This window comes from Rugamonas sp. (assembly GCF_025354735.1).
Taxonomy (GTDB): Bacteria; Pseudomonadota; Gammaproteobacteria; order Burkholderiales; family Burkholderiaceae_D; genus Rugamonas.
Map to the genome: position 1 here is coordinate 1 of NZ_JANXMI010000198.1, position 13292 is coordinate 13292.

At 64.1% G+C, this 13292-nt stretch carries 14 protein-coding genes; 4 read left to right on the plus strand and 10 right to left on the minus strand.

Annotation, left to right across the window (positions count from 1 at the left end; genetic code table 11):
• Both gatA and gatB read left to right on the plus strand, forming a co-directional pair.
• Positions 1–1416, plus strand: a 1416-nt coding sequence (gene gatA, locus Q0S71_RS15860) for an Asp-tRNA(Asn)/Glu-tRNA(Gln) amidotransferase subunit GatA (RefSeq protein WP_295997652.1), incomplete at its 5' end; no start/stop codon positions are given.
• Positions 1417–1441: 25 nt separating this feature from the next.
• Positions 1442–2920: an Asp-tRNA(Asn)/Glu-tRNA(Gln) amidotransferase subunit GatB gene (gene gatB, locus Q0S71_RS15865; protein ID WP_295997691.1), complete on the plus strand. Its 1479-nt coding sequence runs from the start codon at positions 1442–1444 to the stop codon at positions 2918–2920.
• Positions 2921–3029: 109 nt separating this feature from the next.
• On the opposite strand, the gene Q0S71_RS15870 is transcribed toward gatB, so the two are convergent.
• Positions 3030–3296, minus strand: a complete 267-nt coding sequence (locus Q0S71_RS15870) for a type II toxin-antitoxin system RelB/DinJ family antitoxin (RefSeq protein ID WP_295997656.1) — start codon at positions 3294–3296, stop codon at positions 3030–3032.
• A gap of 208 nt (positions 3297–3504) precedes the next feature.
• Here Q0S71_RS15870 and Q0S71_RS15875 point away from each other — a divergent pair, with 208 nt between their 5' ends.
• A complete protein-coding gene (locus Q0S71_RS15875; protein ID WP_295997658.1) occupies positions 3505–4266 on the plus strand; it encodes a glucose 1-dehydrogenase in 762 nt (253 codons plus the stop codon).
• A 102-nt stretch (positions 4267–4368) separates the two neighbouring features.
• Here the strand turns inward: Q0S71_RS15875 and Q0S71_RS15880 are convergent, their stop codons facing one another.
• From Q0S71_RS15880 to pyrE, 4 genes are all read right to left on the minus strand, one after another.
• Complete coding sequence (locus tag Q0S71_RS15880; RefSeq protein WP_295997661.1) at positions 4369–4797, minus strand: SRPBCC domain-containing protein; 429 nt, start codon at positions 4795–4797, stop codon at positions 4369–4371.
• A gap of 75 nt (positions 4798–4872) precedes the next feature.
• Positions 4873–5727, minus strand: a complete 855-nt coding sequence (locus Q0S71_RS15885; RefSeq protein WP_295997663.1) for an alpha/beta fold hydrolase — start codon at positions 5725–5727, stop codon at positions 4873–4875.
• Between the two features lie 63 nt (positions 5728–5790).
• Entirely contained in the window at positions 5791–6159 is a 369-nt protein-coding gene (locus Q0S71_RS15890) for a hypothetical protein (RefSeq protein ID WP_295997665.1), read from the minus strand.
• 129 nt (positions 6160–6288) lie between these two features.
• A complete protein-coding gene (pyrE, locus tag Q0S71_RS15895) occupies positions 6289–6960 on the minus strand; it encodes an orotate phosphoribosyltransferase (RefSeq protein WP_295997669.1) in 672 nt (223 codons plus the stop codon).
• A gap of 191 nt (positions 6961–7151) precedes the next feature.
• On the opposite strand from pyrE, the gene Q0S71_RS15900 reads away from it, so the two are divergent.
• On the plus strand, positions 7152–7922 hold the full coding sequence (locus Q0S71_RS15900; protein ID WP_295997672.1) for an exodeoxyribonuclease III: 771 nt from the start codon (positions 7152–7154) through the stop codon (positions 7920–7922).
• A 24-nt stretch (positions 7923–7946) separates the two neighbouring features.
• Here the strand turns inward: Q0S71_RS15900 and Q0S71_RS15905 are convergent, their stop codons facing one another.
• The 5 genes from Q0S71_RS15905 to ptsP all read right to left on the minus strand — a co-directional run.
• Positions 7947–8855, minus strand: a complete 909-nt coding sequence (locus tag Q0S71_RS15905; RefSeq protein ID WP_295997675.1) for a pseudouridine synthase — start codon at positions 8853–8855, stop codon at positions 7947–7949.
• Between the two features lie 19 nt (positions 8856–8874).
• Positions 8875–10137, minus strand: a complete 1263-nt coding sequence (locus Q0S71_RS15910; RefSeq protein ID WP_295997678.1) for an AmpG family muropeptide MFS transporter — start codon at positions 10135–10137, stop codon at positions 8875–8877.
• Positions 10134–10748, minus strand: a complete 615-nt coding sequence (gene metW / locus Q0S71_RS15915) for a methionine biosynthesis protein MetW (RefSeq protein WP_295997681.1) — start codon at positions 10746–10748, stop codon at positions 10134–10136. Before metW ends, Q0S71_RS15910 begins: the two co-directional genes overlap by 4 nt.
• The gene (locus tag Q0S71_RS15920; protein ID WP_295997684.1) at positions 10745–11950 is read right to left on the minus strand and encodes a homoserine O-acetyltransferase; all 1206 of its coding nucleotides are present in this window, start codon (positions 11948–11950) and stop codon (positions 10745–10747) included. The genes metW and Q0S71_RS15920 overlap by 4 nt, the downstream gene beginning before the upstream one ends.
• 165 nt (positions 11951–12115) lie before the next feature.
• Positions 12116–13292: phosphoenolpyruvate--protein phosphotransferase (gene ptsP / locus Q0S71_RS15925; RefSeq protein ID WP_295997687.1), on the minus strand; the 1177-nt coding region annotated here is incomplete at its 5' end.

A 13292-nucleotide genomic window follows, 5' to 3' on the forward strand; every position in this document is an offset into this window, starting at 1 on the left:
GCGACCCACTTCCTCGACCGCATCGAGGCCAGCGACTTGAACGCCTTCCTGCACGTCGACCGCGCGCTGACGCTGGCGCAGGCCGCCGAGGCGGACGCCCGCATCGCCGCCGGCACCGCCACGCCGCTGACCGGCGTGCCGATCGCGCACAAGGACATTTTTGTGACGCGCGACTGGCGCGCCACCGCCGGCTCGAAAATGCTGGCCGATTACGTCAGCCCCTTCGACGCCACCGTGGTTGAAAAATTCCGCGCCGCCGGCATGGTCACGCTGGGCAAATTGAACTGCGACGAATTCGCCATGGGCTCCGGCAACGAGAACTCGGCCTTCGGCGCGGTCAAGAATCCGTGGGATAAAAGCGCCGTGCCGGGCGGCTCGTCCGGCGGCTCGGCCGCCGCCGTGGCCGCGCGCCTGGCGCCGGCCGCCACCGGCACCGACACCGGCGGCTCGATCCGCCAGCCGGCCGCCTTCTGCGGCATCACCGGCATCAAGCCGACCTACGGCCGCGTGTCGCGCTTCGGCATGATCGCCTTCGCCTCGTCGCTGGACCAGGGCGGCCCGATGGCGCAATCGGCCGAGGACTGCGCGCTGCTGCTGTCGGCCATGGCCGGCTTCGACGAACGCGATTCGACCAGCCTGACGCCGGAACAGGGCGGCATCACGGAAGATTTCACGCGCGATCTCGATAAGCCGCTGACCGGCCTGCGCATCGGCGTGCCGCGCGAATACTTCGGTGTAGGTTTGGCCCAGGACGTCGAACAGGCCGTGCGCGCCGCGCTGGCGCAGTTCGTGGCACTGGGCGCGTCGCTGGTCGACATCTCGCTGCCGAATACGGCGCTGTCGATTCCGGCCTATTACATGATCGCGCCGGCCGAGGCCTCGTCCAACCTGTCGCGCTTCGACGGCGTGCGCTACGGCCACCGCGCCGCGCAGTACAAGGACTTGTCGGACATGTACAAGAAAACCCGCGCCGAAGGCTTCGGCCCGGAAGTCCAGCGCCGCATCATGGTCGGCACCTATGTGCTGTGCCACGGCTATTACGACGCCTACTACCTGAAGGCGCAAAAAATCCGCCGCCTGATCGCGCAGGATTTCGAGGCGGTGCTGAACGGCCCGGACGCCGTCTGCGACGTCATCATGGGACCGGTCGCGCCGACCGTGGCCTGGGATCTGGGCGACAAGACCGACGACCCGGTGGCCAACTACCTGGCCGACATCTACACGCTGTCGACCAGCCTGGCCGGCCTGCCCGGCATGTCCATCCCCTGCGGCTTCGGCCAGGGCGAGAAGAACGCGAAGCGCCCGGTGGGCCTGCAAATCATCGGCAACTACTTCGGCGAAGCCAGGCTGCTGAACGTGGCGCACCAGTTCCAGCAGGCCACCGACTGGCACACGCGCGCGCCGGCCGGCGTTTAAGCCCCCCTTATCCAATCACGAATACATCAGCGAGAACACCAATATGGAATGGGAAGTCGTCATCGGTCTTGAGAACCACGTGCAGCTCACGACCGAATCAAAAATTTTCAGCGGTTCGCCGATCAAGTTCGGCGCCGACGCCAACACGCAGGCCAGCCCGGTCGATCTGGCGCTGCCGGGCGTGCTGCCGGTGATGAACAAGGCCGCCGTCGAACGGGCGATCCGCTTCGGCCTCGCGGTCGGCGCCAGGATCGCGCCGCAGTCCATCTTCGCACGCAAGAACTACTTCTATCCGGATCTGCCGAAGGGCTACCAGATCTCCCAGTTTGAAGATCCGGTGGTGCAGGGCGGGTCCCTCACTTTCGGCTACGAGAAGGATGGCCAGTTCGTCACCAAGACCGTCAACCTGACGCGCGCCCACCTGGAAGAAGACGCCGGCAAATCGCTGCACGAAGACTATCAGGGCATGACCGGCATCGACTTGAACCGGGCCGGCACGCCGCTGCTGGAAATCGTCTCCGAACCGGAGATCCGCAGCGCCGCCGAAGCGGTGGCCTACGCCAAGGCGCTGCACTCGCTGGTGATGTGGCTCGGCGTCTGCGACGGCAATATGCAGGAAGGCTCGTTCCGCTGCGACGTCAACGTCTCCGTGCGTCCCAAGGGCCAGAAGGAATTGGGCACCCGCTGCGAGATCAAGAACCTGAACTCCTTCCGCTTCATCGAGGAAGCCGTGCACGTGGAAGTGCGGCGCCAGATCGAGTTGATCGAGGACGGCGGCACCGTGCAGCAGGCCACGCGCCTGTACGATCCGGACAAGAAGGAAACGCGCTCCATGCGCAGCAAGGAAGACGCGCAGGATTACCGCTACTTCCCCGACCCGGACCTGCCGCCGCTGACCATTTCGGAAGAGTGGATCGCGCGCGTGCAAGCGGCGATGCCGGAACTGCCGGCGGCGATGCGCGCGCGCTTCGTCGGCGAATACGCGCTGTCGGAATATGACTCGCTGATGTTGACGTCGTCGCAAGCGCTGGCCAATTACTTCGTCGCCGTGGTCGCCGTCGCCGGCAAGGAAAACGCCAAGGCCGCCGCCAACTGGCTGATGGGCGACGTCGCCTCGACGCTCAACCGCGAAGGCGTCGACATCGCCGACGCGCCCGTGTCGGCCGCGCAGCTGGCGCTGATGCTCAAGCGGATCGCCGACGGCACCATCTCCAACAAGATCGCCAAGGAAGTTTTCGCCGGCATGTGGGAAGCCAAATCGGCCGACGACAAGCTGGTCGACGTCATCATCGAAGCGAAGGGTCTGAAGCAGATTTCCGACAGCGGCGCGCTGGAAGCCATCGTCAACGAGGTGATCGCGGCCAACGAGAAATCGGTCGAGCAGTACCGCGCCGGCAAGGAAGCGGCCCTCAACGCGCTGATCGGCCAGGCCATGAAGGCCTCGCGCGGCAAGGCCAATCCGGCCCAGCTGACGGAGCTGCTCAAGGCCAAGCTGGCCGGTTAAGAGCATCGCTGCCACAACAAAAAGGACGCTGCCGCGTCCTTTTTTACGTCAGTCAAATAGCAGGCTATGCGATCCAAGCCGGGCAAGGCGCTTGAATGCAGATGACCGATCAATCGTCCGCATTCAAGTCATCCATCAGCGTTTCAACACTAACGAATCGTTTGCCCTTTCCACTCTCCAGTTCAGCGATGGCCTCGCTCGTGACCACACTGGGAGCCTTAATCTCGAACGGCAAGCGGCGATCATCGGCGATACGCACCATCAGCAAACGGATTGCGTCGGAGATGGACAGTCCCATTTCTTCAAGTGCGTCGGCAGCGCGCTTCTTCGTGGCCGTATCGATCCGCGCGCGGACGTAAGTACTGGCGGTAGTCATGAACTGCTCCTGAATTGCTGATGGAAAGTAAATATTGACGATCAATTGTAGTCACATTGCGACTACACCACAATCGCCATTGCATCTCGTTTGGCACGCTTCAATAAATTTAATACATACGTACATATTTTTATTGACTTGAATAATACGTTCGTACATACTGATTCCACTGCATCGACTGATGCACCCTCAACTTAAGGAATCTGCCATGACCACCACCACCGCCCAACCTGTCGTTTTAATCACCGGCGCCCTGACCGGCATCGGCCGCGCCACCGCGCTGGCTTTCGCCCGCGACGGCGCCAGCATCGTTGTGTCGGGCCGACGCGACGACGTCGGCGCCGCGCTGGTGCGCGAACTCAAGGAACTGGGCGCGCAAGCGGAATACATCAATTCGGACGTGCGTCACGATGACAGCGTGCGCAATCTGGTCGACCAGACCGTGGCCCGCTTCGGCCGCATCGACATCGCCGTCAACAACGCCGGCACCGAAGGCCAGCCCGGTCCCGTGGTCGAACAGACCGCCGAAAGCTATCACGCCACCTTCGACACCAATGTGCTGGGCGTGTTGCTGAGCATGAAGCACGAACTGCGCGTCATGCAGGCACAGGGCAAGGGCAGCATCGTCAACATCTCGTCGGCTTACGGCGTGGTCGGCGCGGCCGGCGCTTCCGTCTACGCGGCCAGCAAGTTCGCCGTGGAAGGCTTGACCAAGTCGGCCGCGCTGGAAGTGACCGGCTCCGGCGTGCGCGTCAACACCGTGGCGCCAGGCCCGATCGAAACGGGCATGCTGTCGCGCTTCACCGGCGGCAGCGCCGAAGGCATGGCCTACATGGCCGGCAGCGTGCCGATGGGCCGCGTCGGCCGCGTCGAGGAAATCGCGCAAGCCGTCGTCTTCATCGGCTCCGACAAGGCGTCCTACATCACCGGCCAGAGCTTCGGCGTCGATGGCGGCCGCACCGCGCTGTAATCCGTACCGCGCCGGCCGCCGCGGGCGCGCGGCCGGCGCAGCGGCGCCGAGTAATGATATAAACAATATAAATTATATAAATCACGCACAGCGCGACCCGGCTTATTCGTCGTGCGGCGTGCCGTTGCCCGTTTCCAGATAGGCGCGCAGGCTGGCCAGATCATGTTCCCAGCCGTCGGTCACGCGCCGATAGCCGTCGTTCTCCTCCTCGAAGCCGCGGTGGGCGAACGACACTCCGGTGCCGGCGCCGTCCTCCCGCAATTCAAAATGGATGGTGGTGCCGTCCCAGCCGCCCGGCGCGTTCGACGACAGCGTGGTCCAGCCGACGCTGAGCGCCGGCTGCAATTCGTCGACCTGCACCTTGGTGACCGCGTCGCGGTGATGAAACGCGAACTCGCCGGTGCCGCCCAGCTCCGCTTCGACGCTGGCGTCGCGCGTCCACCAGTGGCGGATGCCCTCGGTCGTCGTCAGCGCCACGTAGACATCCTCGGGCGACGCCTGGACCCGCAGAAAATGGGTAATGTCGGGCATATGCTCTCCCTTTCCGGTCACGCACAATAGGATGGAACCATACAATGGTAAGCCGGCCTCCCGCAAGTGCAAGGACTATGCGATGACCGCCGCCATCCAGCGCAGCGCGTCGGCGAAAATCCGTTCGCGATTGAGCTCATTGAAATTCTCGTGGAAGTTGTCCGGGTAGTAGTGGTATTCGAGCAGGCCGGGGGCGATCGATTGCAGCATCGCGGCGCCGGCCCCGGCGTCGGCCAGCCGGTCGTCGCCGGCGACGACGGCGAACACCGAATGGCGCCACGCCGCCATCCTCGCCGCCAGGCCGGCCTGGGCCTGCGTCAGCGCGTGGCCGAAGCGCACCGTCACTTCGGTGGCGCGGGTGTGGTCGCGTTCATCGGCGTAGTGGCGCGCGGTGATGGCGGCGTCGTGGGTCAGCAAATGCGTCTGCGACGCCAGCGGCACCTTCATGCGCGGCAGCAGCCGGGCCAGGACGCCTGATACGGCCAGCAGCAGCGGCGCCACTTCGATCGCGTTGACGTAGTAGGGCGACGACAAAATATAACCGTTGATGGCGCTGTCGTCCCGCCAGCGGCCCAGGCCAAGGTGGGTGGCGATCAGCGCGCCCATCGAATGGGCCATGACGAATATCGGCAGGCCCGGATAATGCGTTTTCACCCATTGCAGCAGCAGCGTGCTCTCGTCGAGGAAAACGTCGAAGCCGGGGATGTCGACGCGCCGCGCCTTTTCGTGGCCGCACAGGTCGTAGCTGACGGTGGCGATATCGTGGCCGCGGAAGTACAGCGCCGGCGTGACGTAGTCGCCGGCGTGGGCCATGCCGCCGTGTAGCGCCAGCAGCACGGCGCGCGGCGCTGCGGGTTCCCACACGTGGATGGTGCGCGCGACGCCGCCGCCGACATCGAGGCCGGCGAGCCGGTCTTCCGAAAACCGCATGGCTGCTCCCCTTGTGTTTTTAGCAAACCGTCAGCTTAGCGCAAATCGGCGCAAGCTTAAAGCTCAGGAGCTGATGCTGAGCGAGATGCCCATTTCGGTCAGCACCTTCAGGTCGGCAAGCGAGAAGTCCAGCGTCGGTGCGGTGGGATCGCTTTCGGTGATGGCGATGCGCAGTTCGGCGTCGACGTCGACGCGCTCGAAGTGGATGCCGCGCGAACGGCATTCGGCGAGGTAGACGCGGATCAGTTTGAGCAGCGCATCGGGGTTCTTGTCGGTGCCGATGCCGACGTAGAAGCCGGAATCGATGCGCACCCGCCCATCGGGACGCGGATCGCCCTTGTCCCACGCGCTGTCTGGCTCCGTCGGCAAGCCGTCGCGCACGTCCGCCAGTCCCGCGATGTCGCCGTGTACTTTCAAAGTTGCGATGTTCATGGTTCAGCCTTTATCCGGTCTACGCCGATGTCAAAAAATGCCTGCCCTTGCGGTCTCCCGGCAAAAGGTTATACCAAAGCAACTTCAAAGTCCAACACCGCGACGGCGCGCGACCGTTTTACATCACAATCAAGCCTCGGCGATGCCGTAGCGGCTGCGGTAGGCGGCCACCGCGTCCTTGTGCTGCAGCAGTTGCGGATCGGCGCCGGCGCCATTGAGGTAGCCGAACAAATCGTCGAGGTTACCGATCGAGATCACCGGGATGTCGTACTGCCGGCTCACTTCCTGCACGGCCGACGATGGCGACAGCGCGCCGTCCTGGCCCGAGCGTTCCATGCGATCGAGGGCGATCAGCACCGCGCAGGGTTCGGCGCCGGCGGCGCGTATCATGTCGACCGATTCGCGCACCGAGGTGCCGGCCGAGATCACGTCGTCGATGATGACGACCTTGCCGGACAGCTTGGCGCCGACGATGGTGCCGCCCTCGCCGTGGTCCTTGGCTTCCTTGCGGTTGAAGGCGAAGGAGGTGTTGCGGCCCTTGCCGGCCAGCGCGACGGCGGTGGCCGAGGCCAGCGTGATGCCCTTGTAGGCGGGGCCGAACAGCATGTCGAATTCGACGCCGGAATCGAGCAGCGTCCGGGCGTAGAACTGGGCCAGCTGCGCCAGCGTGGCGCCGTCATGGAACAGACCCGCGTTGAAGAAGTACGGCGACTGGCGCCCGGCCTTGGTGGTGAACTCGCCGAAGCGCAGCACGCCGCTGGCGACCGAGAAGGCGATGAATTCTTGACGTAGTGTGCTCATAATGTCTCATTTCAGAAAAGTGCCTGTATTTTAATCCCCGCGCGCGATGGCGACAAATAAACGCGATGGGCCGGCGCCGCATCATCGGGGTCACGCCATTGCGGGCCGCCGGCAAACCCGCCCGCACGCGCCCGAAACGCGATAAACTATCGCGGTCCTGCAGCGCAGCTGCCCTCTTCTCTTGAGCCACTATGCCGAAAATTATCTCCGCCAATTTGAATGGCATCCGTTCCGCCGCCACCAAGGGCTTCTTCAAATGGATGGGCAACACCGACGCCGACTTTATCTGCGTGCAGGAACTGAAGGCGCAGGCGGCCGACATGACGCCGGAATTCCTCAACCCGCACGGCTATCACGGCCACTTCCACTACGCCGAGAAAAAAGGCTATTCCGGTACTGGCGTCTACAGCAAGATCGAACCGGACCAGGTCTACATCGGCTTCGGCAGCCCGGAGTTCGACGCCGAGGGCCGCTACGTGCGCTGCGATTTCGGCAACCTGACCATCATCTCGGTGTACTGCCCGTCCGGCTCCTCGGGACCGGAACGCCAGGAGGCCAAGTTCCGCTTTATGGAACTGTTCCTGCCGCATTTGCAGTCGCTGCGCGCCGAAGGCCGCGAAGTGGTCATCTGCGGCGACTGGAATATCGCCCACCACGAAATCGATTTGAAGAACTGGAAGGGCAACAAGAAGAACTCCGGCTTCCTGCCCGAAGAACGCGCGTGGCTGACGCGCGTGTTCGATGAAGTCGGCTTCGTCGACGTCCACCGTGGCATCGACAAGCGCGAGGAGCAGTACACCTGGTGGAGCAATCGCGGACAGGCTTATGCGAAGAACGTCGGCTGGCGCATCGACTATCACGTCGCCACGCCCGGCATCGCCGGCAAGGCGCACACGGTCGGCATCTACAAGGATGAACGCTTCTCCGACCACGCGCCGCTGATTATCGACTACTCGGCGTAATCGCAGTCCTCATCGGCGCCGGCGTCAAAGCTGGCGGCGGCTGGAGAACGACCGCCACTCGCCGCTCAAGGGATCGATGAAGGAAATCGAGCGCGCCAGCAGCTTCAAGGGCTGCGACACGTCGTCTTCCTTGCACGGCAGCGCGACCGGATAAAACGCGTCGTTGACGATGGGGATGCCGAGCGACGCCAGGTGCACGCGCAGCTGGTGCTTGCGGCCCGTGTGCGGGTACAGCCGGTACAGGGTCAGCTCGCCGCGCCGCTCGATCACGTCGATGATGGTTTCCGAATTCGGCTCGCCCTCCTCCTCTTTCATCAGGAAGAATTTATCGCCGTCGACCATGCGGCTGCGGTAGGTGAACGGGAAGCTGCGATCTTGCAGCGGCGCGGCCAGCGCCTCGTATTCCTTTTCGATGACGCGCTTCTGGAACAGCGACTGATAGGCGCCGCGGCTACCCTGCTTGCACGAGAAGATCACGACGCCGGCCGTTTCGCGGTCGAGGCGGTGGATCGGCGTCAGCTCCGGCAGGCCCAGTTTTTTCTTCAGGCGCACCAGCAGCGTCTCCTGCACGAAGCGGCCAGTCGGTATCGTCGGCAAAAAGTGCGGCTTGTCGACCACCACCAGATGCTCGTCCTGGAACAGCACCTCCTCCTGGAACGGAATCGGCGTCTCGTGTTCGAGCTCGCGGTAGTAAAAAATACGCATGCCGCGCCGGTAGGCGCTGGCCGGATGGAGCGGTGCGCCGTCGCCGTTGACGACATCGCCGCGCGCCATGCGTTCGCGCCACGAGGCCTCGCTCACCGCCGGAAAATGCTGGGCGAGAAAAGAGATCATGTCCGGCCACTGGCCTTCCGGCAGCCACAGGTAGCTGGGCGCGACGCCGTCGCGTATCGGCAGCGGCGGCGCCGTCGTGGCCTGGATTTTTCGGGTCATTTGCGGATTATTTTGCGGGTTATTGTGCCGGTCGCTTATCCGCATGCCATGGCGCGATTTTCGGCAGCATCAGCATGGCCGGTATCGCCAGCACGAAGCACAGGATAAAGAATTTGAACCAGCCCGTTTCGGCCACGATAAAACCGACCGAGGCGTTGATGAAGGTGCGCGGCACGGCGGCGAGGCTGGAGAACAGCGCGTACTGCGTGGCCGTGTAGCGCGGATCGGTCGAGCGCGAAATGAAGGCGACCAGCGCGGCCGCGCCCAGTCCCAGGCTGGCGAACGATTCAAAGCCGAAGACGGCGCTGAGCACCATCGTATCCGGCCCCACGTAGGCCAGCCAGGCGAAGCCCAGCACGGCGAACGCTTGCAGCACGCCGAACACCCACAGCGCGCGGTTGATGCCGATTTTGACCATCCACACGCCGCCGACGATGCCGCCGGCCAGGCTGGCCCACAGGCCGGTGGCGTTGGCCGCCAGCCCGATTTGCCGGGTGCTGAAGCCGAGGTCGAGGAAGAATTTGGTCGACAGCGCCGTCGCCATGCTGTCGCCGAGTTTATACAGCAGCACGAAGCCGACGATCAGCGCGGCCTTGCGCCAGCCGTCGCGCAGCACGAATTCGCGGAACGGCAGCACGATGGCCTGTTCCAGGTTCTTCGGCGGCTCGCCATAGACGGCGGGTTCCTTGACAAGCAGCGTGCATATCAGGCCGGGCAGCATGAAGGCGGCGACGATCCAGAACACGGTTTGCCACGGCAGGTGGTCGGCCAGCACCAGGCCGATCGCGCTCGGCACCAGGCCCGCCGCCTTGTAGGCGTTGACGATGACGGCCGCGCCCAGTCCCTGTTCGGGGTCCGACAAAATCTCGCGGCGGTAGGCGTCGATGACGACGTCCTGGCTGGCCGACAGAAAGGCGACGGCGGCGACGAACAGCGCGACCAATCCAAGCTGGGACTTCGGATCGAGCATGCCCATGCCGCCCATCGTCAGGAACAGGCCAAGCTGCGTCAGCGCCATCCAGCCGCGCCGGCGGCCCAGCGTGCCGACGCTGTAGCGGTCCATGAGCGGCGCCCACAGGAACTTGAAGGTGTACGGGAACGTGACGAGGGCGAACAGACCGAGCGCCTTCACATCCAGCCCGGCCTTGGCCAGCCAGGCCTGCATCAGGTAGATCAGCGTGTACAGCGGCAGGCCGGAACTGAAGCCGAGGAACAGGATCGCGGCCATGCGGCCGTTCGCGTAGGTGCGCCAGGTGGTGGCGGTGTGCGGCGAAGGCGTCATCGGTGCGCGCCCTTTTTACGCAGCCGGAACACGGCCAGGTCGCCGCGCAGATTGGGCAGGAAGGAGACGATGCGGCCTTCGGCCAGGGCCACGTATTCGATCACTTCAAGGCCGCATTCCTCGGCCAGCTCGTGGAAGTCGGTGATGGTGGCGCAGCGCACGTTGGGCGTGTCGTACCACTGGTAGGGCAGCGATTTCGACACCGGCATGCGGCCCGTCAGCAGCGCCACGCGGTGCGGCCAGTAGGCGAAGTTGGGGAAGGAGACGATGGCCTCCTTGCCGACGCGGACGATGTCGCGCAGCAGCGGCTCGACATGCTTCATCATCTGCAGCGACGACAGGCACAGCACCGTGTCGAAGGAATTGTCGTTGAAGATGGCCAGGCCTTTTTCCATGTCCTGCTGGATCACCTGCACGCCGCGCCGGGTGCTGTCGAGGACCTTGTCGTCGGCGATTTCGATGCCGTAGCCGCTGCACGATTTATCGCTTTGCAGATAGTCGAGCATGACGCCGTCGCCGCAGCCGACATCGAGCACGTGGGCGTTGTTCGGCACCCAGTGCGCGATGAAGGCGAGGTCGGGACGGGCCGTGCTTAATTGGGTGAAGTTCATGCCTTGCCTTTACTGACTGCGTTGCTGACTGCGTGGTTGGCCGCGTGGTTTGGTGCGCCGCCGATGTCGTTCCATATCTGGTCATAGTAGGCGCGCACCATGTTCATGTAGCGCGGGTCTTCGAGCAAAAAGGCGTCGTGGCCGTGCGGCGCGTCGATTTCGGCATAGGTGACCTGGCGCCGGTTGCTGACCAGCGCCTGCACGATTTCCCGGCTGCGCTCGGGCGAGAAGCGCCAGTCGGTGGTGAACGAGGCGAGGAAGAACTTGGCCGTGGTGCCGGCCAGCGCCTTGGTCAGGTCGCCGCCGTGGGCGCGCGCGGGATCGAAATAATCGAGCGCCTTGGTGATGAGCAGATAGGTGTTGGCGTCGAAGTACGCGCTGAACTTGTCGCCCTGGTAGCGCAGATAGGATTCGATTTCGAAGTCGACGCCGAAGCCGAATTTGTAGTCGCCGATGTCGCTGCTGGCGACGTCGCGCAGCTTGCGGCCGAATTTTTCGGCCATGTCGTCGTTCGACAGATAGGTGATGTGGCCGACCATGCGCGCCACGCGCAGGCCGTTTTTCGGCACCACGCCGTGTTCGTAGAAATCGCCGCCGCGATAATCGGGGTCGGACAAAATGGCCTGGCGCGCGACGTCGTTGAAGGCGATGTTTTGCGCCGACAGCTTGGAGGTCGAGGCGATCACCACGCAGTGGCGCAGCCGGTCCGGGTACATGATGCTCCAGGCGAGCGCCTGCATGCCGCCCAGCGAGCCGCCCATGACGGCTGCGAATCGCGCGATGCCCAGTTGGTCGGCCAGGCGCGCCTGAGCGCCGACCCAGTCTTCCACCGTCACCACGGGGAAGGCCGCGCCGTAGGGCTTGCCGCGGGCAGGGTTGAGGTGCATGGGACCGGTCGAGCCGAAACAGGAGCCGAGGTTGTTGACGCCGATGACGAAGAAACGGTCGGTGTCCACCGGCTTGCCGGGTCCGACCATATTGTCCCACCAGCCGGCGGTGGCCGGGTCGCCGTCGTAGGTGCCGGCCACGTGGTGGGAGGCGTTGAGCGCGTGGCAGACCAGCACCGCGTTCGATTTGTCGGCGTTGAGGGTGCCGTAGGTTTCGTACATCAGCATGTAGTCTTGCAGCGCGGCGCCCGATTGCAGCGGCAGCGCTTGTGAAAAATGCATGGTTTGTGGTGTGACGGTTCCTATGGATGACATGTCGTGGTCGTGCTTGATTGGGGGCGGCCCCACGGGCCAGTGATCGATGCGGAACCGCGAGGGTGGGTTCCGCAGGCTTGCCGATATAAATGGTTTATACCATTTATATCGTTTATAACGTTGTTGCGGTTACTGCGGTTTATTGCGATTATTGCGGTTGCGGCGTCACATCGACTGTAGCTGGCGCACCGCCTCGGCGATGACGTTCGGTTCCATCGAGCGCATGATCTTGCGGGTCTGCGGCATGATGAGCGCCAGGTCGCTGTTGAGGATCTCCTGCTTGACCGACAGCAGCTGCGCCGGATGCATGGAGAACTCGCGCAGGCCCATGCCCAGCAACAGGCGCGTGAGCTTGATGTCGCCCGCCATTTCGCCGCAGACGGCGACGTCGATGCCGGCCTTGTGGCCGGCCGCTATCGTCATCGCGATCAGTTGCAGCACCGCCGGATGGAGCGGATTGTACAGGTGCGCCACTTCGTAGTCGACGCGGTCGATGGCCAGCGTGTACTGGATCAAGTCGTTGGTGCCGATGGACAGGAAGTCCATGCGCTTGACGAACATCGGCAGCGCCAGCGCGGCGGCCGGAATTTCTATCATGGCGCCGACGTCGATGCCGTCGTCGAACTTCAGGTGGGCCTCGCGCAGCTCGGCCTTGGCCTGGGCGATCATGGCCAGCGACTGGTCGATCTCGAAGGCGTGGGCCAGCATCGGGATCAGGATGCGCACCTTGCCGAAGGCGGACGCGCGCAGGATGGCGCGCAGCTGCGTCAGGAACAGCTGCGGTTCGGACAGGCAGTAACGGATGGCGCGCAGGCCCAGCGCCGGGTTTAGCGCCGTGTGGTCGGCCTGGTCGAGCGGCTTGTCGGCGCCGATGTCGAGCGTGCGTATCGTCACCGGCCGGCCCTTCATGGCCACCACCGCTTTTTTGTACTGCTCGAACTGTTCGTCCTCCGACGGGATCTTGTTGCGGCCCATGAACAGGAATTCGGAGCGGAACAGGCCGACGCCGTTGGCGCCCGCCTCCATCGCGGCCGGGCAGTCCTCCGGCAGTTCGATATTGGCCAGCAGCGTGATGTGGGTGCCGTCCTTGGTGACGGCCGGCGTCTTTTTCAGCTTGTTGAGTTTTTTGCGGGCGCGCTGCATGGCGGCCTGGCGCTCGCGGTACTGCTCCAGCACCAGCGCGCTCGGATTGGCGATCACCACGCCGGCGTCGCCGTCGATGATGAGCCAGTCGTCCTGGTCGATCAGCGTCGACGCCTGCGACATGCCGACGGCGGCCGGGATGTCCAGGCTGCGCGCGACGATGGCCGTGTGCGAGTTCTGGCCGCCGACGTCGGTGACG

Bases quoted from the DNA above. Each gene is read 5' to 3' on its own strand.
- Q0S71_RS15870 (WP_295997656.1), bottom strand. From the start codon at position 3,296: ATGACTACCGCCAGTACTTACGTCCGCGCGCGGATCGATACGGCCACG.
- Q0S71_RS15875 (WP_295997658.1), top strand. From the start codon at position 3,505: ATGACCACCACCACCGCCCAACCTGTCGTTTTAATCACCGGCGCCCTG.
- Q0S71_RS15880 (WP_295997661.1), bottom strand. From the start codon at position 4,797: ATGCCCGACATTACCCATTTTCTGCGGGTCCAGGCGTCGCCCGAGGAT.
- Q0S71_RS15885 (WP_295997663.1), bottom strand. From the start codon at position 5,727: ATGCGGTTTTCGGAAGACCGGCTCGCCGGCCTCGATGTCGGCGGCGGC.
- Q0S71_RS15890 (WP_295997665.1), bottom strand. From the start codon at position 6,159: ATGAACATCGCAACTTTGAAAGTACACGGCGACATCGCGGGACTGGCG.
- pyrE (WP_295997669.1), bottom strand. From the start codon at position 6,960: ATGAGCACACTACGTCAAGAATTCATCGCCTTCTCGGTCGCCAGCGGC.
- Q0S71_RS15900 (WP_295997672.1), top strand. From the start codon at position 7,152: ATGCCGAAAATTATCTCCGCCAATTTGAATGGCATCCGTTCCGCCGCC.
- Q0S71_RS15905 (WP_295997675.1), bottom strand. From the start codon at position 8,855: ATGACCCGAAAAATCCAGGCCACGACGGCGCCGCCGCTGCCGATACGC.
- Q0S71_RS15910 (WP_295997678.1), bottom strand. From the start codon at position 10,137: ATGACGCCTTCGCCGCACACCGCCACCACCTGGCGCACCTACGCGAAC.
- metW (WP_295997681.1), bottom strand. From the start codon at position 10,748: ATGAACTTCACCCAATTAAGCACGGCCCGTCCCGACCTCGCCTTCATC.
- Q0S71_RS15920 (WP_295997684.1), bottom strand. From the start codon at position 11,950: ATGTCATCCATAGGAACCGTCACACCACAAACCATGCATTTTTCACAA.